14 protein-coding genes are annotated in these 21141 nt (G+C 74.6%); 10 read left to right on the plus strand and 4 right to left on the minus strand.

The features are described 5' to 3' along the window. Nucleotides 1-70: 70 nt before the first annotated feature. Entirely contained in the window at nucleotides 71-1417 is a 1347-nt protein-coding gene (locus WA788_RS23960; RefSeq protein WP_335980669.1) for a ricin-type beta-trefoil lectin domain protein, read from the minus strand. A 479-nt stretch (nucleotides 1418-1896) separates the two neighbouring features. Between WA788_RS23960 and WA788_RS23965 the strand changes: the two genes are divergently transcribed. The 5 genes from WA788_RS23965 (at nucleotide 1897) to WA788_RS23985 (ending at nucleotide 11456) form a co-directional block, all read left to right on the plus strand. Continuing rightward, nucleotides 1897-4146: an RICIN domain-containing protein gene (locus WA788_RS23965; protein ID WP_335980672.1), complete on the plus strand. Its 2250-nt coding sequence runs from the start codon at nucleotides 1897-1899 to the stop codon at nucleotides 4144-4146. Nucleotides 4147-4270: 124 nt separating this feature from the next. After that, a complete protein-coding gene (locus WA788_RS23970) occupies nucleotides 4271-5461 on the plus strand; it encodes a macro domain-containing protein (protein ID WP_335980674.1) in 1191 nt (396 codons plus the stop codon). Further along, entirely contained in the window at nucleotides 5458-6162 is a 705-nt protein-coding gene (locus WA788_RS23975) for a hypothetical protein (RefSeq protein ID WP_335980675.1), read from the plus strand. Before WA788_RS23970 ends, WA788_RS23975 begins: the two co-directional genes overlap by 4 nt. Before the next feature lie 3 nt (nucleotides 6163-6165). Next, nucleotides 6166-6819, plus strand: a complete 654-nt coding sequence (locus WA788_RS23980) for an RES family NAD+ phosphorylase (protein WP_335980676.1) — start codon at nucleotides 6166-6168, stop codon at nucleotides 6817-6819. A 101-nt stretch (nucleotides 6820-6920) separates the two neighbouring features. After that, a complete protein-coding gene (locus tag WA788_RS23985; protein WP_335980677.1) occupies nucleotides 6921-11456 on the plus strand; it encodes a CHAT domain-containing protein in 4536 nt (1511 codons plus the stop codon). On the opposite strand, the gene WA788_RS23990 is transcribed toward WA788_RS23985, so the two are convergent. Continuing rightward, nucleotides 11437-13443, minus strand: coding sequence for a caspase family protein (locus WA788_RS23990; RefSeq protein ID WP_335980679.1), 2007 nt, complete (start codon nucleotides 13441-13443; stop codon nucleotides 11437-11439). The two genes, WA788_RS23985 and WA788_RS23990, sit on opposite strands and share 20 nt — an antisense overlap. A 213-nt stretch (nucleotides 13444-13656) precedes the next feature. Here WA788_RS23990 and WA788_RS23995 point away from each other — a divergent pair, with 213 nt between their 5' ends. From WA788_RS23995 to WA788_RS24015, 5 genes are all read left to right on the plus strand, one after another. After that, complete coding sequence (locus tag WA788_RS23995; protein ID WP_335980681.1) at nucleotides 13657-14202, plus strand: hypothetical protein; 546 nt, start codon at nucleotides 13657-13659, stop codon at nucleotides 14200-14202. Nucleotides 14203-14275: 73 nt separating this feature from the next. Continuing rightward, nucleotides 14276-16048: a hypothetical protein gene (locus tag WA788_RS24000; protein WP_335980683.1), complete on the plus strand. Its 1773-nt coding sequence runs from the start codon at nucleotides 14276-14278 to the stop codon at nucleotides 16046-16048. Further along, nucleotides 16045-16263, plus strand: a complete 219-nt coding sequence (locus tag WA788_RS24005) for a hypothetical protein (RefSeq protein ID WP_335980685.1) — start codon at nucleotides 16045-16047, stop codon at nucleotides 16261-16263. The genes WA788_RS24000 and WA788_RS24005 overlap by 4 nt, the downstream gene beginning before the upstream one ends. Next, nucleotides 16260-16922, plus strand: coding sequence for a hypothetical protein (locus WA788_RS24010; RefSeq protein ID WP_335980687.1), 663 nt, complete (start codon nucleotides 16260-16262; stop codon nucleotides 16920-16922). The genes WA788_RS24005 and WA788_RS24010 overlap by 4 nt, the downstream gene beginning before the upstream one ends. 186 nt (nucleotides 16923-17108) lie before the next feature. Continuing rightward, entirely contained in the window at nucleotides 17109-18674 is a 1566-nt protein-coding gene (locus WA788_RS24015; RefSeq protein ID WP_335980689.1) for an AAA family ATPase, read from the plus strand. 72 nt (nucleotides 18675-18746) lie between these two features. Here WA788_RS24015 and WA788_RS24020 read toward each other — a convergent pair whose 3' ends face one another. Together WA788_RS24020 and WA788_RS24025 are read right to left on the minus strand one after the other, a co-directional pair. After that, the gene (locus WA788_RS24020) at nucleotides 18747-19154 is read right to left on the minus strand and encodes a hypothetical protein (RefSeq protein WP_335980691.1); all 408 of its coding nucleotides are present in this window, start codon (nucleotides 19152-19154) and stop codon (nucleotides 18747-18749) included. Continuing rightward, nucleotides 19151-20941, minus strand: coding sequence for a hypothetical protein (locus WA788_RS24025; RefSeq protein ID WP_335980693.1), 1791 nt, complete (start codon nucleotides 20939-20941; stop codon nucleotides 19151-19153). The genes WA788_RS24020 and WA788_RS24025 overlap by 4 nt, the downstream gene beginning before the upstream one ends. Nucleotides 20942-21141: the final 200 nt, after the last annotated feature.

Below are 21141 nucleotides of genomic sequence, written 5' to 3' on the forward strand. Positions count from 1 at the left end.
CCGGCCGGTCCGGCCGGCCGATCAATTCGCTTGCTGTGAAGCCGAGTTGTGAACCTGAGTTGACAGAGCGTCAGCTCGGCAGACTCCACTGCTGGTTGGCACTGTCGTAGCAGGTCCAGATCTGCAACCGGGTGCCGTTGGCCGAGCTGGGGCCGGTCGCGTCCAGGCACTTCCCGGAGGCGGAGTTCACCAACTCACCGTTGGACTGGGCCTGCCAGACCTGCGCGCCGGTGCCGTTGCAGTCGTACAGCTGGATCTGGGTGCCGTCGGCGGTGCCCGCGGACGTCACGTCCATGCACTTGCCCAGCGCCCGCAGGGTGCCGTCCGAACCCACCGTCCACTGCTGCGCGTTGGTGCCGTTGCAGTCGTAGAGCTGGACCGCGGCGCCGTTGGCGCTGGAGGCGGCGGCCACGTCCACGCACTTGCCGCCGTAGCCGGTGATCGCGCCGGTGGTGCCGCCGCCGGTCCCGCCGCCGCTGCTGCCGGTGGTGAGCTGGTCGAAGATCCGGGAGTAGGCGTAGCCGACGGGCTTGTCGTAGTAGTCGACCTCCCAGAACGACAGCTCCTGCACGCCGTTGGAGGCGGCGAAGCTCTCCAGGGTCTGCGCGTCGGACTGCGAGAAGTACTCGTTGTCGTCGTTCTGGCCGGCGATCGGGGTCAGCCCGAGGCGGCCGTAGGCGGCGGAGGTGGAGATGCCGTACAGCCCGGCGAGCTGGCCGGCGGTGGCGCGGGCGCCGGACTCGGCGTCGTTGAGCGCGTTCTCGCCGTCGCCGAAGTCCATCGTCATGATGTTCACCGCGCTGACGTCGACGCCCTTGCTCTTGGCGTCGGTGAGCACGTTGTACTCCTGCGAGGGCAGCCCGCCGGGGTCGACGGCGAGGGTGTAGGCGACCTGGACGGCCGGGTTCTGCGCCTGGAGCGCGGCGAGCGCCTGGTTGCGGCGCTGGTTGGCGGCGGTGTCGCCCAGCGTGCCGCCCTCGATGTCGAAGTCGAGCCGGGTGATCCCGTAGGTGTTCACCACGTTGGCGTAGGCGGCGGTGAGCGAGGAGACGGAGGTGCAGGTCTGGGCGAGCTCACCGCCCTCGGCGCCGCCGAAGGAGACGATCGCGGTGCCGCCGGCCGCCTTGAGCGCGTTGATCTGCGCGGAGTACGCGCCGACCGCGTCGCCGCTGGCCTCCCACTGCGCGGTGCAGCCGGACTTCGGGATGAGGAAGGCGAGCGTGTAGTACTTCAGGCCGGTGGCGTTGAGGTCCGCCGCCATGTCGTTGGCCGTGGTGCCGTCGATCTGGAGGTAGGGGGCGGCGAAGTGGGCGGGCAGGCCCGTCGCGGCGTGGGCTTCGCCGGCGGTGCCGAGGAAGGCGGCGGTCGCGGCGAGGGCCGTGGTGGCGAGGGACGCGATGCAGTGTCTGAGGCGCATGCGTGGGCTCCGGGGGCCGGTTGGTGGGGGGGGTGTTTCATGTCGGCCGAGCAGAACCGGAGTCTGCGCCGGAACACGAGACCGCGTCAAGACGTCTGTAAATAAACCTTCCTGACCTGAGGGGGCGGCCCAGCGCGGCCGTACGGGTTCCGGCCACACCGCCGCGCCCGCCGCCCGGCCGCCTCCCGCCGGCCGCTCCCGGCCCCGACCTGTGCGTTCACAACCTGGAGGCACCCGCGGCCCGTTGCCCTCCTCCCGTCCCACCCGGCACTGGAAGCGTCCGACAAGTGAAGCCACGGCGCCGTACCCACGTCTTGACATGTCTGCGACCGCTCTGCTTCCTTCGGGAAACACACATTGCTCGAGAGGCCGGACGGTCGTTCAGCCGTCGGCGCGCGACCACGCCGCCGACCGGCGCTGGTCCGGGATGTGCCGCACTTTCTTGTTTCAGAAACACGAACCCTGCCGGGAAGGGCCTCATGAAACGTTTCCTGAAACCGGGCCGGGCGGCGCGCCGCGCGGCCGGCCCCGCGGTGGCCGCGGTGCTCGTCGCCACCGCGCTGTCGACCGTCGGCGCGACCGGCGCGCACGCCGCCGTCTCCCCGTCGAGCTGGTACAACCTGGTCGCCGCCAACAGCGGCAAGTGCGTGGACGCGGCCTCGGCCGCCACCGCCGACGGCACCGCCGTGCAGCAGTACACCTGCAACGGCACCGCCGCCCAGCAGTGGCAGCTGCGCCCTGCCGCCGACGCCGGCTACTACGGAATCGTCAACGCGGGCGGCGACCAGCCGGCCATCGACGTGGACGGCCCGTCCACCGCGAGCGGCGCCCTCATCCACCTGTGGTCCGACGGCGGTTGGAGCAGCCAGGAGTGGAAGCCGGTCCAGGAGGCCGGCGGCGGCTACCACTTCGTCAACCACTACAGCGGGCTGTGCCTCGACGTGCCCAGCGCCTCGACCGCGAACGCGGTCCAGTTGCAGCAGTACACCTGCAACGGCACCAGCGCCCAGTCGTTCGCACTCGACGACGCCGGCGGCGGCAGCGGCACCGCCCCGCCGACCAACCCCGACAACCCCGACCTCGGGCCCAACGTCAAGGTCTTCGACCCCTCGATGTCCGCGTCGTCCATCCAGTCGACCATCGACTCGGTCTACGACACGCAGGAGTCGAACCAGTTCGGCGGCAACCGCTACGCGCTGCTGTTCACGCCCGGCAGCTACGACGTGGACGTGCCGGTGGGCTTCTACACCCAGGTGGCCGGGCTCGGCGCGTCCCCGGACGACGTCTCGCTGACCGGCGGCGGGGTGCACGTGGACGCCGGCTGGTCGGGCGGCAACGCCACGCAGAACTTCTGGCGCGACGTGGAGAACCTGTCGGACACGCCCGCTTCGGGAACGCTGGAGTACGCCGTCTCGCAGGCCGACCCGTTCCGGCGGGTGGACGTGCACGGCAACATGGTCCTGGACGACAACTCCTCCGGGAACACCAGCAGCAACTGGTCCTCCGGCGGCTTCATCGGCGACTCGCGCGTCTCCGGCCAGATCAACTCCGGTACCCAGCAGCAGTTCCTGACCCAGGACACCGCCATGGGCAGCTGGGCCGGCTCCAACTGGAACATGGTCTTCGTCGGCGACAACGGCGCCCCCGCCCAGTCGTTCCCCACCTACACCACGGTCGGGCAGTCCCCCGCCGTGCGCGAGAAGCCGTACCTCTACACCGACTCGACCGGCCTGTACAACGTGATGGTGCCGGGCCTGCGCACGAACGCCACCGGCCCGGACTGGACCGGCGGTTCGACGGCGGGCACCTCGATCCCGATCACCAAGTTCTACGTGGTGAGGTCCGGTGACACCGCGGCGACCATCAACGCGGCGCTGGCCGCAGGGTCCAACCTGCTCTTCACCCCCGGCGTGTACCACCTCAGCGCGCCGATCGACATCACCCGGCCGGACACCGTCGTGCTCGGACTCGGCCTGGCCACGCTGGTGCCGGACAACGGCGTCACCGCGATCACCACCGCCGACGTGAACGGCATCGACATCGCCGGGCTGATCGTCAGCGCGGGCACCACCAACAGCAACTCCCTGGTGCAGATCGGCCCGTCGGGCTCCTCCGCCGACCACGCGGCCGACCCGATCGCCCTCCAGGACGTCTTCTTCCGGGTCGGCGGCGACGCCGCGGGCAAGGCCACCGCGTCGCTCGTCGTCAACAGCGACGACACCATCGGCAGCGACCTGTGGATCTGGCGCGCGGACCACGGCAACAGCGGCACCGTCGGCTGGAACACCAACACCGCGGCCAATGGGCTGGTGGTCAATGGCGACGACGTCACCATGTACGGCCTGGCCGTCGAGCACTACCAGAAGTACCAGACCCTCTGGAACGGCAACGGCGGCCGGACGTACTTCTACCAGTCCGAGATGCCCTACGACGTGCCGGACAACGCCAGTTGGACACCGGGCGGCGGCGAGAACGGCTACCCCTCGTACAAGGTCGCGGACGCGGTGACCTCGCACCAGGCGTGGGGGCTCGGCGTCTACTGCTACATGAGCACCAACCCGTCGGTGGTGGCCGACCGCGCCATCGAGGTGCCCGGCAGCGGCTCGTCCTTCAAGGACATGGTGACCGTGTCCCTGGGCGGCGACGGCACCATCAGCCATGTGATCAACAACTCCGGCGGGAAGGTCACCGGCGGCAGCACGGTGACCTATCTGAACTCTGGTCCCTGATCACCCCGGCCGCACGGTGAACTGCCCCTGGGGAAACCGGAGTTGCGGCGTCCCCAGGGGCCTCGCCGGTCCGGGTCCGCGTCGGGCTTGTGAGGCCCGCGGGGCCGGTGCGATGCTGACCGCCATGGCCCCGCTTCCCGACGCGCCGGATCACGCGCCCGGCCGGGTGCCGGACCACGGCGCGATCCTGGCGGAGGTGCGGCGGGTGCGGCGGGCCGGCCTCGTCCGGCTGCGCACTCTCGACCTGCCCGGGCTCGCCGGGATCGCCGACCTCGCCCGGGACGTCCCCTTCGACGGCGCCGACCCGGCGGGCGGCGCGGTGGAACGCGTCCTGCGGCTGGCCGTCGCACGGCTGGACGGCGGCACCCTGCGGACCGCCGCCGCCTACGGGCTCGGGCTCCACCCGGGCACCCGGGACTGGCCGGCGGCCGACCGGCGCCGGCGCGCCGCGCAGGTGTACGGGGTGAGCGTCGAACGCTTCCGCAAGCACCAGGAGCTGATCGTCCTCGGGGAGGTCGCCGAGCAGGTGGCGCTGCTCGCGCGGCAGGCTCCTGGCGGCGGCGCCGTCCCCTCCCCGGGCGCCCCGGTTCCGGCTACGGGCCCTGCCCCGGCTCTCGTACCAGCTCCGGCTCCGGCCCCGGCGTCGGCTCCCGCAGCGCACCGGACCGCGCACGTCCGGGTGCACGGCCGCACCGTCGCGGTGACCGTGCACGTCCACGCCGTCGACCTGCTGCGGGACGTGGACGTCGTCGTCTCGCCGTCGAACACCTACTTCGTGCTGCCGCCGCCCTACAAGTCGTCGGTGTCCGCGGCCCTGCGGCGCGCGGGGGCGCGGCGGGACGCGATGGGCGGGCTCATGGACGACCGGATCGAGGACGAGTTGCGGCAGTGGGCGGCCCGGCACGGCAGCCCCGGCCGGGCCGCCCAACCAGGCACCGTCGCCGTGACGTCCGGCGGCGAGCTGGCCCGGCAGGGCATCCGCCGGATCTACCACGTCGCCCTGGCCGTGCCCCGACCCGAGAGCAACGACTACGAAGTGCAGCCCGCCGACATCACCCGCGGGGTCGCCCGGGCCCTGGCCCTGCTCGCCGAGGAGTCCGCACGGCACGACCCGCCGCTGCGCTCGGTGTGCCTGCCGCTGCTCGGCGCCGGACGCGGCGGCCTCACCCCGGCGGCGAGTTTCGCCGCGCTGTGGGCCGCGGTCGAAGCCGAACTGGCCCGGGGCGCCGACTGGGACGTCCACCTCGTCGTACGCCGCCACGACCGCGCCGACCTGCTCGAACGCCTGCTGGCCGGCCAGAAGGGGAGCGTGTGAACCCCGACCCGGGCGCGGCGGCCGAGCCGTACGCCGTCCTCGCCGCCGCCGCGGCCCGCTGGGACCGGATCGAGCCGCGGCTCGAACCGCCGCTGCGCGCACGGCTGGCGGCGCTGCTCGGCGTGGTCCGCGACCGGGAGGACACCGCCGGGGCACGCGACCGCGCCGCCGCCGACGCCGCCGGGCTGCTGCGCGCGCGGTTGCCGGAGGAGTTCGGGCCGGGCGGGGAGCGGCTCGTCGCGACCGCCGTGGAGGCGCACCCGGGGGCGGCGGACTTCGCCGCGCTGCTCACCGTCGAGGGGTTCAGCGCCGAGGACTTCGGGGTGCTGCTCACCGACGGGCACCGCATGGTCGGGCCGGTGCTCGGCCCGGTACGCGACCGGCTGCTCGCGCAGAGCGCGGTGGACGCCGCGGCCGTGGCGGCGCGGGGCGGCGACCCGTACCGGCCGGAGCTGATCCGGCTGCCGGCGGCCGGCGGCCGCCTGCGGTTGCCGCGCTTCCAGTTCACCGCCGGGCTGCGCCCGCTGCCGCCCGTGCTGGAGGTCAACGCGCTGCTGGCCGCCGGCCGCGACCCCTGGGGCGCCGCCGACTGGTGGCTGTCGGCGAACGCCTGGCTCGGCGCGCGCCCGGTGGACCTGCTCGGCACGCACCGCGAGCGGCAACTCGCCGACGCCGCGGGCTTTCTGCGGGAGGACGACTAGCCGGTGCCCAACTACCGCCCGCCCGACGCCCTCACGGGCTCCCCCACCCCGGTGGTGCTGCCCGCCGGGACGCTGCTGCACCGCGTGCACGGCTCACACCGTCCGGCCGACGGTTTCAACCCCCGCCCCGCGCACTGCCTTTACGGCGGCGGCCGGTTCGACGCGACCTCCTGCGACCGGTACGGATACCTCTACGCCGGGCTGAGCACCGCGGCCGCGGTGTGCGAGACGCTGCTGCGCTCGCTGCCGTTCGACCCCGCGGGCGGGCCCCGGCTGCTGCCGCGCCGCGCGGTCGAGGGGCGCCGGCTGAGCGCGCTGCGGCTCACCGCGGAGCTGCGGCTGCTGCCGCTGGTCAGCGCGCGCGACCTGGCCGCGGTCCACCAGGACACCTGGCTGGTGCACGCCGAGGCGCAGGAGTACCCGTACACCCGGGACTGGGCGCACTGGCTGCGGCGGCAGGCCGGGCCGTGGGCGCAGGGGCTGCTGTGGTCGTCCAAGCGGGAGCCGGCGGACCGGTCGGTGGTGCTGTTCGGCGACCGGGTCCCGGCCCACGTGCTGGGCGCCGAGGAGGAGGACGTGGTGGACTTCGACACGGACGAGGGGCGGGCGTGGCTGGACGCGGTGCTCCAGCCGTACGTCGTCCGGCTCGCGCCGTGACGGGCCGTGTGCCCGCGCTCTGAGACGCGTCATCGCGAAAGCGGGGCCGGAAACGGGCGAACGGCCCGCGGCGCCCGGCCCGGGCCTGGGACCCTCGTGCCATGACTGCGCCGCGATCGAGCCCTGCCCCCGAACAGGAGGAGACGGGCGAGGAGTTGCGCGCCCGGCGCGAGGAGATCCTCCGCACGCTGGCCGCGACCGCGTCCGACAGCCCCGAGGCCCCCGCGCTGTGCGCCGCCGCCGGTGGGGTCAGCCACCGCCTGTGGCTGCTGGAGGAACGCCCGGAGGACCTGGAACTGGCCGCGGAGGCGTTCGAGTCGGCGTTCCGCTCGCCCGGCGACGGCGCCGACTGGGCGGTGTGGCGCATCCGGTTCGGGCATGTGCGGGCCGGGCAGTACGACGCGGCGCCGGACTCCGAACTCCTCGATAAGGCAGAGGAGTTGCTGCGGGCGGGACTCGCCGGGCTGGACGGGCCGGCGGAGCCTCCGGCCGGGGACGAGGACACAGCGTCCGCCCGGACGCTGGGGCGGTTGCTCTTCGCGACCTGCGCCAAGGAGCGCGTCACCACCTGCGCGGAACCGCCGGAGCGGCGCGCCGTACTCCTCGACGAGGCCCTGCGCCGCTACGAGCAGGCCGCCGCAGACCTGGCGCCCGGCAGCGAGGCGGCCGTGGAGGTGGCGGCCTCGCGGGCCTGGCTGCACCTGACCCGGTGCGAGCTGAGCGCCGACCCGGCGGACGCGGCGGCCGCGGCCCACCACTACGGGCAGGCGAGGGAGGCCGAACTGCCCTGGTACGACCCGCCGTTCCTGCGCTACAGCCGTGCCGTGGCCCTGATGGTGCACGGCCGGGCCACCCGCGACCGGGACGAACTGGAGGAAGCACGCGTCGAGTTCGGTACCGCCCTGCTGGAGGCGCACCGGTCGGCGGGCGGACGCCCCGACTGGGCCTGGGAGGCCGGCGTCCGCAGCGCCTTCGTCCGCTACCTGATCTGGTCCACCTGGAAGGACCAGGCACAGGCCACCGCTGCCGAGGCCGAACTGACCGGCCGGACCGGCCTGCTGGCCGATCCCGCGGACGTCGGCCGGCTGCCGCCGCAGTTCCTCGACGGCTTCGGGCGGCTGCTGTACGAGCGGGGCGGCGTCCGGCGCGACGCCGCCCAGCAGGACCGGGCGATCGGGCTGATCCGGCGTGCCCTCGACACGTGGCAGCCCGCGCGGGACGGCCGGATCGGCGTCACCGCCCTGATGCTCGCCGTCTTCCAGCAGTACCGCTACCAGCAGGACCCCGACCCGGCGCGGCTGCGGGACGCGGCCCGGGCCGCGGACCTGGCCCTCGGCGACGAGCAGTTGAACGAGGACCTGCGCGGGATGGTCGGCCTCATCGGCGCCGTGGCCCGGCTGGCCCTTCAGGAGGCGCACGGCATCACCGCCGAGGGCCCGGCCGGCGCGGCGCGGCAGGACCACCTCGACGACGCGTTCCAGGCGTTCCGGCGCATGCTCGGCGACGTCGAACAGGGCCGCTCCTTCCTGGACTTCCGGGACGCCGACGACGACTTCCCGGGCATCTTCGACAGCGCGGGCCACGACGGGCGGCGGGGCCGGTTCTTCGACACGCAGTACGCGCGGTTCCGTGCGCTGACCTCGCCGCGGGACCGGGCCCGCTTGGCCGTCACCCTGCTCCAGAGCCTGGTGTTCGTCGACCCGCACGGCAGGTACGTCACCGCCGCGCAGAAGGACGAGCTGATCACGTGCGCCGTCTCCCACGACCGGGACGACCCGCGGTGGCAGAGCCGCGCGCACAGCGTGGCCGCGCAGGCCCTGCTGCTCGGCAACGACGCCCGCTCGGGCGACGGCATCGACGCGGTGATCGACCACCTCGCGCACACCGGGACGGCTGTCGGTGCCGACGGCACCGACGATTCCGGAGGCGGCATCGACCTGATGCGGCTGGTCGCCACCGGCCTGCGCGGGCAGATCACCGCGACCGGCGACGACGCCGTCTCCGCCCGCGCCCAGTGGCAGCGGCTGCGCGACAGCGCCCATGTCACGCCGTATCTGCGGCAGTTGCTCGACGCCCAGCAGGCCGCGGCCGACGCGCAGAGCGCCGTGCAGCGCGCGGACCTCGCCGCCGCCGACCGCCACCTCGCCGACCTGCACGCCACACATACGGCCCTCACGGCCGACGACCCGTCCCGGATCGAGCTGTGGACGCTGCTGGAGAACGCCCGCGCCGCCCGCGACCAGCTCGCCCGCACCCTCGGCGCCCCGCCCGCGCCGCCGCTCACCGGCCGCCCGTCCGTGGCCGAACTGCGCGCCGCGGCACGGCACCTGCCCCGCGACCACCGGGCCTGGGTACTGGGCGACAACGCCATCGTGCGCTTCGCCCGGGCCACCGAGCGCCAGGACCCGGTGGAGCTCGCCGCGATGATGGAGCTGCTCCAGGAGGCCCACGACCTCGTGGACGAGGGCACCGACAGCAAGCTGCGGTACGCCCACTGCCTGGGCTTCGGGCACTGCGCGCTCGCGGAGATCCAGCGGCTGCCCTCGGCCAGGGCCCGCCATCTGTCGCGAGGGATCGAGCTGTTGGAGTCCGCGTTCGCGATGGCCGGCGGGCCGGAGCACCGCCTGTACGCGCTCGCCGGGCTCGCCCTCGGCCGCGCCTACCGCACCCGCGGCGAACTGCGCCGCGACGACCGCGGGGCGGGCCGCCGGATCGGACTCGACGCGCTGCGCGGCCACGCCTGGGCCGCGCTGCTCCAGTCGGGCACCGAACACGCCGCGCAGGCTGTGGCGCAGGCCACCGGCACCGCGCTCGAGGTCGCGGGCTGGTGCCTGCGCGACGATGTGCCCGAGCAGGCCGTCCGGGCCCTCGACGCCTGCCGCGGCCTGGTGCTGCACGCCGCCACCACCTCCCGCACCGTGCCCGAACGCCTGGCCGCCGCCGGGCACGCGGCCCTCGCGGAGGAGTGGCGGGCCGCGGGGTTCGACGAGGGCGCCGCGGTGGACCTGCTGGCCGGGGCGCGGCGCCCGGCCGCCGTGCCCAGCAGCCTGCGCCGCCGCGTGCTGGCTGCGCTGACCGGCACCGACTCCGTCCAGGACGACCTGCTCGACCCGCCCGGCCCGGCGGAGATCGCGGCCGCGCTGCGCGCCCTGCGCAAGGACGCCCTGGTCTACCTCGTCCCGGCGACGGACGACACGCCCGGCACCGCGGTGGTCGCCACCTCCTCCGGCGCGGTGCACGCGGTGCCGCTGCCGGCGCTCAAGGAGGACGCCGCCGCGCTGCGGGACTTCGCCGCGGCGCTGGACGCGGACGCCGAGGGTGCGGCGGCAGCAGGCCGGAGCACGGGTCCGGGGCCGGATGCGAGTGCGGGTCCGGATGCGAGTGCGGGTGCCGGGCCGGGTGCGGGCACGGGGCCGAGTGCGGGACTGGGCCCGGGGCCGGATGCGAGTGCGGGGCCGGATGCGAGTGCGGGTGTCGGGCCGGGTGCGGGCACGGGGCCGAGTGCGGGACTGGGGCCGGGTCCGGATGCGGGTGCCGGGCCGGGGCCGGGGCTGGCCCCGGGCGCGGGTGCGGGTGCGGGTGCGGAGCCAAGTGCGGGGCTGCGCCCGGGCGGCGGGCCCGGTCGGGACCTCGGTCCCGTGCCCGGCTTCGCCTCCGGCGCCGCGGGCTCCCCCGCCCCGGCACTGCGCGAGCGGCTGGACCGGGTCTGCGGGTGGGCCTGGTACACCGCGATGCGGCCGATGCTGGAGGTGTTCGCCACCCGGACCGGGCGGGCGCCGCGGCTGGTGCTGGTGCCGATGGGCACGCTGAGCCTCGTGCCCTGGCACGCCGCGTGGGGCCGGGGCGCGGACGGCGGACGCCGCTACGCCCTGCGTGAGGCGGAGATCTCGTACGCCGCCTCCGCGCGGCTGCTGTGCGACGTCGCCGCCCGGCCGCCCGTCGCGCACACGGGTGCGGCGCTCGTCGTGGGCGACCCGACCGGGGACCTGCGGTACGCCGGTGAGGAGGCCGACGCGGTGCAGCGCGCGTTCTACCCGCGCGGCCGCTTCCTCGGCCACCGCGGGAGCGGGGCGCCGGACGGGCCCGGCACCGCGGCGGAGGTGCTGGCCTGGATGGCGGGCGGCGCGGCCGGGGCCGAGCCGGGCGCGATGCTGCACCTGGCGTGCCATGCGGCAGTGGCGCGGGGCGGGCGGCACAGCGCCCATCTCGCCCTGCACGGAGGCGACTTGGCGGCCGAGGAGCTGACCGAGGCAGGGGACGGCGCCGACGGCGGGGCCGCGGGCGGGGCGCTCGGGCTCGTGGTGCTCGCCGCGTGCCGCAGCCACGTCTCGGGCCGCGGCCACAACGAGGCGTACAGCCTGGCGACCGCCTTCCTGGTGGCGGGGGCGCGCTCGGTGGTCGGCTCGCTGTGGCCGGTGCCCGACGAGGCGACCTCGCTGCTGATGTTCATGGTCCACCACTACCTGCGCGCGGAGGGCGAGCCGCCCGCGACGGCGCTGCGGCGCGGCCAGTTGTGGATGCTCGACCCGGCCCGCGCGCTCCCCGCCACCCTGCCGCCGTCGCTGGCCGCGCGGGTCCCGCACATCGACCCCGACGACCTCAGCGCCTGGGCCGGGTTCACGCACCTGGGCCGGTAGCCTCCCGCGGTACGACGGTACGCAGCGCGATCGTCCGTGTGGCCCACCGTACGGGGCCGCCCCCGCCGACCCGCCCCGCGTCGCGTACGGCGCCGGGCCGCCCGGGGTGCTCGAACCGCAGCGCACCCGCGGCCCATGGCTGCCGCCCCGTGCCGGAGGGGCCGCGCACCTCGGCCGTACGCTCCGGGTCCCACGCCGCCATGTGGAACGGCACCGTGTTCAACTCGCCTTCGGCCACGATGAGTTTGAGCCAGTCCCGGACCTGCGCGCCCGGTACGGCGGGCCGGCCGGGCGGCAGGGAGAGCTGCACCGGGTCGCCGTCCAGGGCGTGGCCGGTGCGGCCGGGTCCGATGAAGTGGCCGGGGAAAAGTGCGGAGTTGGCGGCGTAGCTGTCGGTGAGGTCGAGCAGCACGCACCACAGGGGGCGGTGCCCGCGGTTGTGCAGGCGGATCGCGACCCAGGGTTCGCGCGGCCGTTCGCCGTCCGGGGCGCTGTAGGAGCAGACGATCTCGCCCCGGCCGTCGGGGAGCAGGGGCGGCCCGTCCGGGGTGTCCCAGGGCACCACGTCCACCCGTATCCGGTTGTCGAGCGGGGAGGGCCGGGAGGTGAAGTCCCGCAGCCGGTGCCAGCCGGCGAGGTGCGTCAGGCAGTCCGCGAGGGTCCGCGGGTCGGCGGCGCGGGGCAGCGGCGCGACCAGGGGTGTGCCCGCCCGGTCGCGTACGTGGGTGCCGCCGCGGTCCGCGACCACGCGGAAGTGCGGGGCGCCGCCTGCCGGGGGCGTGTCCGTGAGGCGCAGCAGCGGGGTGGGACTGTTGCCGGGGCCGGACCCCGCGAGGGCCGCCGCGAGCCGTTCGGCCAGACCCGGCCGCGCATCCGCCTGCCCTTCGGTCCGGGCGTCCTCCACCACCTCCACGGTCGCGGGCGCCGACGCCAGCGCGGAGAGCACCACCGGGTAGGCGCGCTCCCGCTCCGGCGCCCAGTCCACGGGGTCCACCAGGGTCCGGTCGGCGCGGACCGCCCGCGCGCGCAGCACCCGGCCGCTCCCTGCCCCGGCCGGACCGTCCGGACCGTCCGCGGCCACCACGGTGAACTCGGTGCCGTCGGCCCCGGCGCCGTCCCGTAGCCCGTGGCCGGTGCCGCAGTCGACCTCCCACCCGTCCGCGCCGTACCGCAGCAGGTGGTCACCCGCCGGGCCCGTGTCCGCCCCGCCGAGGAAGGGCAGATCGGCGGCGCCGGGCCCCTCCGGGTGGAGCACGGGCCGCTGCCGGTGGCCGGACCGCCGGACCCGCGCCTCGGCCAGCGCCATCAACTGCCGGTAGGGCGTGCCCGGTTCGGCCGCCCGCACCGCGTCCAGCAGCGCATACGTGAAGACGCCGTGCCGCCGCCCGCCGAAGTCCCCCTCGTAGGAAACCTGGTCGAGTCGGCTGGCCGCCAACAGCAGGTGTCCCGGGGTCCTTTCGGGCAGCGTCATGTCCTTGGCCGCCAGTGCCCGCCGCCACTGCGGGCGCGGTGGTGCGAAGCGCGCGGCGCTGCCGGCCGGGCCCGCCCCGTCGCGGGTGGCGCCGCCGGAGTAGCAGCAGTCCAGGACCGCCAGGACGTGGACCCCGCGGGCCGCGACCTCGTCGAGCAGCGCGCCCAGCCGCTTGTCGGGCAGCGGGCCGTCCGCGCAGACCAGCGCCTGGGTGCGGCCGGTCGCCTCCACCAGCAGGTCCGCGCCGGAGGCGGGCGCGTCGGTGCCGTGCCCGGAGAACCAGAACAGCGCCGTGTCGCCCGCCGCCGCGGCCCCCAGGTGGCTGCGGATGCCGTCCTCCACCGCCGCGACCGTCACCGCGCCGTCGAGCAGGGTGCGCACCCTCGCGGTGCCGCCGGTGCGGTCGGCCAGGAGCCGGGTGGCCTCGGTGACGTCGTTGACGCAGCCGGTGAGCGGCGTGGCGACGGCCGCCGGATAGGCGTTGACACCCGTCATGAACGCATGGATCGACCCCATGGCGGGAAGTGTGCCAGCCACGCCCCTCCGTCCGTACGGCCCGACTGGTCGGCAACGGGGCGAATCCGGGGCGGAATTCGGGCTTCCGGCCACCGATCCGCCGTTCTGGCGCAGAATTGACGTGGCGTCACCGATGGGCACCGCCACCCCGGTTCCGGCCGGGCGGCGGGTCGCGACGGGGGCGGTGACGCCTTGACTCGACTCGGGGGACGCATGGGGTATTTCGAACGGCCGCGGCGGATCGTACGGCCGGACACCACCGCGCCGACGACCACGCCGGCCACCCCGACCATGCCGGCGCCACCGACCGCGCCACCCACCGCCGGGCGCACCGGCCGCCGGGTGGGCGGCCCGGCCGCAGGGCCGCACAGCACCGGCGGCACCGGCGGCGCGCTGCGCCGGGCGGCCCTCGCCCCGCGCCCGCGGGAACTGCGCGCCACGGTGGGCCGCCTGGACGCCGGGCTGGACGAGGCCGGGTGCGCGCGCCTGGCCGGCTGGCTGCACGACACCTACCTGGCCGACTACGGCGAGGTCCCGGTCGGCTTCTTCGCCGTCTGCCACCTCGGCCCGCCGTACGTCGACCACCAACTCGACCTCCGCCACACCATCGTCCGCCACTTCGCCCCCGCCGACCCGGTGCCCGAGCCGTTCGCGCGCGCCCGGATGCTGGTGCGCTCGGGCGGCTACGCCTTCGTCGAGGTCTACTCCGGCGGGCTGCTCCTGCCGGTCCTCGACGACGGCACGGTGGTACGGCCCTGACAGCACCGGCGGCCGTCCCCGGCACCGGCACGGCACCGCCACCCCGCACCGCATACGTGATCGGAGAAACCGCATGTCCGAGGTGGACTACGCCCTTCACCAGAAGGTGCAGCAGGTCAGCAACCTCGTGGTCCGGCTCAGCGAGCAGGTGGGCAACGTGTCCGGCCAGGTGGCGGCCGTCGAGTCGCACCAGCAGCAGACCCGGACCGAACTCCAGGAGCTGCGCGCGGAGTTCCTGGCCTTCGTCAGGACCGCGCAGCTGACCGCCAACGTCCAGCGCGCCGAGACCCGGATCGGCGTCATCCAGGACCAGGTCGACCACGAGTTCGGCCACCACCGGACGGTGCGGCGCACCGCGGTCGGCATGCTCCAGGCGTTCGACCTCGGGCTGGTCTCCGAGGACACCGTGCGGCAGGTCGGCGACCAGCTGATGCTCCAGACACCCCGCTACTGGCTCGCGCCCGCCCTGGTGGCCCTGGCGTCCTGGTCCGCCGACGACCGCGCGCTGTGCGAGAAGGCCGTGGAGGAGGCGTTCCGGCGCGCGCCCGACCGCACCTCGCTGTTCTTCGCGCTGGTGCTGCGCCGCCAGGGCCGCCGGGAGGCGGCCGTGCGCTGGCTGCGGCACTACCTGGCCGCCCAGGACCCGGCCGCGCTCGGCCGGGAGTTCGCCGTCATCCTGGAGTCCATCGCCCAGGGCGCGTTCGGGCTCGCGGGGCGCGAACTGCTCGACCGCACCCTGACCGGCTGGCGGGAGAACCTGCTCGACGACGCGGACGCCCAGCAGCGGCAGATCACCCGCTGGCGCGGCGAGGTCGACTCGCTCGTCCCGGCGTCCACGGCGGCCGAGTTCCCGCGCCTGGCCCAGGTCAGCCCGCAGTGGCCGCGGCTCGACGACGTCCTGCGCCGCGCCCGCGTCCACCGGCCGCTGACCGAGCGGTACCGGGCCGTCATGGACCACGCCGTACGGCCCTCCGAGCGCATCGAGGACGCCGTCGACGACATCCTCGACCAGCTCGTCTCCAACTACGACAACGAAGAACTGCCGCTCCGGCGCGACCTGGCCTTCCACCACGCGGTCATCGACCACGGCGGCGACCTGGACGCCGCCCGCACCGCCGCCGACGCGGACGCCGCCTCCTACGACGAGACGCTCGACTACCTGACCGTGCAGACCACCGCCGCGCTCAACCCTGCGGCCATCGGCACCTCGGCCGCCACCCGCCAACTCGCCGTCGCCGCCTGCCACGAGTGGTTCGCGCAGGCGCACGCCGGCTTCACCCGGGACTACCGCGCCGCCGTACCGCCCGATGTCGAGGCGCACTTCGGCACGGGGTACACGGTGGCGGCCAGGACGTTCCAACTCCCCTCGTGGACCGGCTCGTTCACTCTCGCGATGGAGGAGCTGGAGAAGTCGCTCACCGCGCACTGGGACCGGCACGCCGCCCCCTTCATCGCCGGATACGCCTTCCCCTGGGTACGGAAGGCGGCGCCACTGGCCCTCACCCTCGCGGGCATCCTGGTGATCATCGGGTCCTTCCGGATGACGGCCGCGCTGATCATCGCGGCGATCGTGGGCGCCGTGTGGGGCCTGGTCCTGTACAACGGCTCGCAGACCGCCCGCCGGCTCCAGGACGACGCCCGCACGATCCTCGACAGCGCCAAACTGGAGTCCGTGCACCAGCTGCGCGCCGCGTCCGCCGAACTCACGGACTGGAAGGCGAAGTTGGCCGCGGCCGAGGAGACCGAGCCGGCCTGCCGGGAGCTGATCCGCTCCCTGCGCACCGCGATGAGCGGCGGTTCGCGCTTCGAGGGCCGCACCGTAGCGAAGGAGGAAACCGCGTCATGAGTGCCACGGACTCCCAACCGCACCTCGCGTCCCCTGCGGCGGCGCGCTCCCCATGGCCTGCTCCCCGCAGTGGTTCGCCGTGGGCCGCCGCCTCCCGGGCGCCCGGCGCCGAACGTGTGACCAGCCGGGTCCGCAAGATCGCCGAGGGCCTGCCCGACTGGGAGCCGCTCCCGCCGGGCGAGACCCTCGTACGGCGCCCCGGCAGCCGGACGTGACCGCGTACTGGGGGCGCGGCGGGCCGTACGAGACGTGGGTGGAGTTCCTGCGCCGCTGGTCCGCACAGGAGGAGGCGGACCCGGGCGCCCTGCCGCCGCTCGCCGAGCCGGATTTCCCCCCGGACACCTGGGCGCGGCTCGGGCTGCACCTCGGTCAGGCGCTCGACCTCCGGCTCAGGGTCTGGGCCGAGCAGCTCACCGGTGCGCTGGAGGCGGCCCCGGACGAGTTCTCGGCCGGCCGCGCGCTCGCCCAGGCGCGCGGCGGGCTGCTGGCCGTACGGGCACTCGCCGGTCACCCCGGGCTGCCCGCCTCGCTACGGGAGCAGCTGACGGGCATGGTGGACGGCCAGATCCGGGACGTGCAGGAGCAGTTGGAGCGGTCGCTCGACGACGCCGCCGGGCAGGACGGGGCCGATCCGCGCGGGGTGGAGGAGCGGCGGCGGACGCTGCGGGACAATCCGCTGACCGCGGCGATCCCGGCGGGCGGGGCGGAGGGCGGCGCGGAGGGGGCGCCGCCGGGCCGGCCGCCTGGTGCGGGGTCCGGGCGCCGGCGCGGCGCCAAGTCCGGGTCGCCGCCCGGCGCTTCCGCCGCCCCGGCGCCCGATCCGTGGGGGCGGCTGCCCCCGGACCGGCCGCGCCGCCGGGTGATCACCGACTGACGCGGGCCGGGACAGACGCGGACCCGATCCCACAACGGACCCGGGACCGCAACGGACCCGGGACCGTACGCCGGCCGCGCTCCTCCGCCCCTTCCGCTCTTCCGCTCCATGTCCGCCGCCCGCCCCGCTGCTTGCACGCTGCCCGCCCTGCCTGTCCGCCACCCGCCCACGCGACCGAAGGCCCGCATGTCGAACTACTCCGAAAGCCTGGCCCACCTCGACAGCTACATCTCCGCCCGGGTGCCCGTGATCGGGATGCGCTCCATCGAGCAGCAGCGCGCCCTGCGGCTGCTGCGGGAGGCGGCCGGGCAGCCCCGCCGCAGCAGCATGCCGTTCTGGATCTACACCCGGGCCACCGGCCTGCGCGACCTGCGCACCAACTCCCCGGTCCAGGAGGACCGTTCACTGGTCGGCGCCATGGAGTTCGCCGGGAAGCAGTTCGGCAGCCGGGCCAACGCCACCGTGGTGCTGGTCAGCCCCGACCACCTGGAGGAGGACACCCCCGTCACCCGGCACATCGCCGAACTCGCCCGGCTCGCCGACGAGAACTCCGGCAGCATCGTGCTGATCACGGACGCGCCCATCTGGAGCGGCCTCCAGCGCCTGGGCATGAGCCTGACCCTCGACCTGCCGAACACCGAGGAGATGTACGGCACCCTGACCGCCTTCCTCGGCGACCACAGCGGCCACATCCCGATCGAGTGGGACGACGACGACGCCCGGCGCGCGGCCGAGTTCCTGAACGGCGTCACCGAAGCCGAGTGCGTCAACCTGATGGCCACCATCGCCGCCAAGGGGTCCATCCTCAAGGCCGACGTCCTCGGGCTCGCCCAGGCCAAGGACCGCATCTTCAGCGACCTCACCGGCATCGAGCGCGTCCGGCTCAAGGAGAGCGACTACACGATCGGCGGCCTCACCAATCTGCGGACCTGGCTCGCCCGCAAGCACGACATGATGCACGCCGACCTGCGCGACTCCGCACTGCGCCCGCCAAGAGGCGTACTCCTGGTGGGAGTTCCGGGCTGCGGCAAATCCCTGTCAGCGAAGGCCATCGCCCACGAGTGGCAACTCCCCCTCTACCGGCTCGACATGGCCAGCATCCACGGCAAGTACCTCGGCGAGTCCGAGAGCCGGTTCCGGGAGGCGCTGGCGATGGCGGACCGGGTGGCGCCCTGCATCCTGTGGATCGACGAGATCGAGAAGGGCCTCGCCGGCCGCGACGACCTGTCCGGCGTACCGCAGCGCATCGTCGGGCAGTTCCTGTTCTGGCTCCAGGAGTCGCGTTCGCGCGCCTTCATCGTGGCCACCGCCAACGACGTCCGCAGCCTGCCGCCCGAACTGCTGCGCAAGGGCCGCTTCGACGAGCTGTTCTTCGTGGACCTGCCCGACGGCCAGGACCGCCGGGAGATCATCGAGGTCTACTACCGCCGCTATCTGCGGGCCGAGCCCGACCCCGAGCAGATCGACCGCCTCGTCGACCTCTCCGAGGGCTTCGCCGGCTCCGACATCGAGTCCACCCTGCACGACGTCGGCGAGGAGGCCCACCTGTGCGGCGGCATCCACCTCCTCAAACCCTCCTACCTGCTAGACGCCTTCGCCAACACCGTCCCCCTCAGCCGCGTCAACCCCGAGCAGATCGAGGAGATCCGCGCCTGGGGCCGCGAACGCGCCGTCCCCGCCGGCCGTGTCTCCCCCCTCACCACCCCCGGCACCGCCACCCCCACCCGCCGCATCCTCTTCATGGACGAATAGCCCGCCCGCGCCCATCCGCCCGCGCCCATGCGTCGGCGGCCGTCAGCGACGAGGGCCGTACTACCCCTACCTCTACCCCGGCCCCTCGTCAGTCGGCGGAGCCGTGGTGAGGCCACCGACCGCCTGGCACAGACCGGCGGCCAGGTTCAGCAGGTTCTCCCGAAAGGCCCCGACCCGGTGGTGGAACGCTTCCTCCGTCGCGAACCGGGCCGGGGTGTTCATCAGCAGGGCGTGCAGGGCGTGTGCCTGCCGGATGTCCGCGTCCAGGACGAGCCTGCTGCCGCTCTCCGCCGGCTCGGCACCGGCGAGCAGTGCGTCGAGTTCCCCTCCGGCCGGGCCGAGTACGAGTTCCACCTCCGTGGCGGAGACTGTGCCCTCCAGGAAGGCGGCGAGCGCGTTGACGAGCAGCCAGTGCTGCGATGCGGTCAACCGCAGACGGAAGCCGCGGCCCGCCCGCTCGACGAGTACCCGGGTCCTCATCCGCCCTCCTTGATCGGATCGAAGCGCTTGGCGAAGCTCTCGGGGCTCATGAGGTAGCCGTGGATCATGCGGGAGTTCTTGATGATAGCCACCCCCCTGTCCTCGTCGTAGACGGCGTACGCCTTCGACGCCCCTTCCTCGATCCGGGAGTCCACATGGGTGAAGGGCACGTTCCGGTACTTCGCGAAGTACCTGGCGAGCGCCTGCGGATCGTGGCCGATGCCCGGGATCGTGTGGCTGGCCGCCCTGGCCCGGTCCGGCCCGTGCATCACCTGCTCGTTGTAGTCGACACCGTCGGCGACCTGCGGACCGTACTTGTCGTCGATCGCGTTCCAGTCGTCGTCGGTGAGCCCGTCGGCGCTTCCGGCGCACGCCTCCGCCCCGTCGGGGTCGTCCGCGGCCCCGCCGTCACCGGACGTGTCGTCGACCGCGGCCGCGCCATGGCGCACCGGCCGCGCGACCAGGCCGACCGGTTCCATGTCCGCGCTCGCCGGGCCGGTGAACGCGGCCTCCTCGCAGTCGGAGTTGTCCTTGGCCCACTGGTCGGCCGCGCTCTGTTCGTCCTGCTCGCCGCTGACGTACGTGTCGACCGCTGCCTGCACGACCGCCTCGGCCCACACCTCTGCGGTGCCGCCGTAGTCCAGCGTGTACGGCACCTCGGCGTCATGGCCGGACTCCTCCGCCTCCTCGTTCGCCTCCTCCTGGGCCTGCTCCTTGATCTCCGCGACGATCGGGGCGACCTCGGGGTCGGGGCAGCTGATCGTCCCGCTCCCGTTGACCGGAAGCGTCGCCTGCCCGGTGCAGCCGCCGCCGTCCTTGCCGTTGACCGTGACGGTGGCGGTCAGACGGGCGGTGACCGTCCCGGACACGCGGGAGGCGCTGCCGGCGGTGGTCGTGCTCGTCACGTGCGCGGTGACCGTGCAGCTGCTGTCGGAGCAGTCCAGCGACTCCTGGCCCTCGACGTCGAACTGGATGCCGAGGTCGACCGCGCTCTTGAGCTTCTCGGTCTGGTTCTTGAGGTCACCGAGCGTCTGGTCCACGTCCGACGGCGACATCTGCGCGAAGTTCGTCCGGCCGAGCCCGTTCAGGCCGCCCGCCGCGGCAGGGGCGACCCGGCCGGCCGTGAGCGGAGCTGCCGACGGGGGCTGCGCTGCCGGCAGGCGCTGCCCTGCCGGCGTCCGCTGACCGGCCGCGGCTGCCGACGACGGCGTACCCCCCGCCCGCGACGAATCCGGACCCACCCGGAGCACGCGGTAGGGCTTCGCGGCGGACACGTACAGCACACCGTCGGGCGTCGTGACCCGCCAGGCCCGGTCGGAGCCGATGACGACCGGTGCGTCACCGACCTGCGGGAAGTCGGTGGCCTTCTCCAGCCCGGCCCACAAGGAGTCGGCGAGTGCCGCGGGCGTCCCAAGACCTTTCGGGAGGGCGGCACTCAGCGTGTCGTCCCCGGTGATCCACTGCCCCTTCAGCGCCGATGACGGTGCGTCTCCGGGCAGACCCGCCAGCAGTTCCTGCGGGGGCTTGACGTATGTCCGGCCGCCCACGGTCAGGATGTCGATCTGCTGCCCGGCGAAGGAGACCGTGCCGAGTTCCTCGCCGCCGCTGGTGACCTTGAGGTCCCACTCGCCGACCCCGGCGGCGGAGCCGGAGTAGTGCACCACCGGTTGCGCGGCGAGGTTGTCCAGCGCGAGGTAGAACGGCGCCTTCCGTAACTCGGGCGCCTTTGTGTGCGTCGGCACCGTGAGCCAGACGGCCAGGCCGGCGCCCAGGCACAGTGCCAGCACGGCGGCCAGGATCAGGCGGCCGCGTCGCGCGGGTAACCAGGGCCGGAACCGGCCGTTCGACGGCGGACGGGCGGGCGGGGGCGGGTGCGGGGGCGGCGAGAACGACGCGGTGCGAGGCGGTCCGGTCGGCCGGGGAGGCGCCGCCGGGTACAGGGTCGGAGGCGGGGGAAGCCGAGTGGGAGGCTGGGGCGGAACCGTCG

It is taken from the genome of Streptomyces sp. CA2R106 (assembly GCF_037034245.1).
Lineage (GTDB): Bacteria > Actinomycetota > Actinomycetes > Streptomycetales > Streptomycetaceae > Actinacidiphila.

Excerpts from the sequence above, each read along its gene's own strand:
- WA788_RS23960 (WP_335980669.1), bottom strand. The coding sequence starts at position 1,417 with ATGCGCCTCAGACACTGCATCGCGTCCCTCGCCACCACGGCCCTCGCC.
- WA788_RS23965 (WP_335980672.1), top strand. The coding sequence starts at position 1,897 with ATGAAACGTTTCCTGAAACCGGGCCGGGCGGCGCGCCGCGCGGCCGGC.
- WA788_RS23970 (WP_335980674.1), top strand. The coding sequence starts at position 4,271 with ATGGCCCCGCTTCCCGACGCGCCGGATCACGCGCCCGGCCGGGTGCCG.
- WA788_RS23985 (WP_335980677.1), top strand. The coding sequence starts at position 6,921 with ATGACTGCGCCGCGATCGAGCCCTGCCCCCGAACAGGAGGAGACGGGC.
- WA788_RS23990 (WP_335980679.1), bottom strand. The coding sequence starts at position 13,443 with ATGGGGTCGATCCATGCGTTCATGACGGGTGTCAACGCCTATCCGGCG.
- WA788_RS23995 (WP_335980681.1), top strand. The coding sequence starts at position 13,657 with ATGGGGTATTTCGAACGGCCGCGGCGGATCGTACGGCCGGACACCACC.
- WA788_RS24000 (WP_335980683.1), top strand. The coding sequence starts at position 14,276 with ATGTCCGAGGTGGACTACGCCCTTCACCAGAAGGTGCAGCAGGTCAGC.
- WA788_RS24005 (WP_335980685.1), top strand. The coding sequence starts at position 16,045 with ATGAGTGCCACGGACTCCCAACCGCACCTCGCGTCCCCTGCGGCGGCG.
- WA788_RS24015 (WP_335980689.1), top strand. The coding sequence starts at position 17,109 with ATGTCGAACTACTCCGAAAGCCTGGCCCACCTCGACAGCTACATCTCC.
- WA788_RS24020 (WP_335980691.1), bottom strand. The coding sequence starts at position 19,154 with ATGAGGACCCGGGTACTCGTCGAGCGGGCGGGCCGCGGCTTCCGTCTG.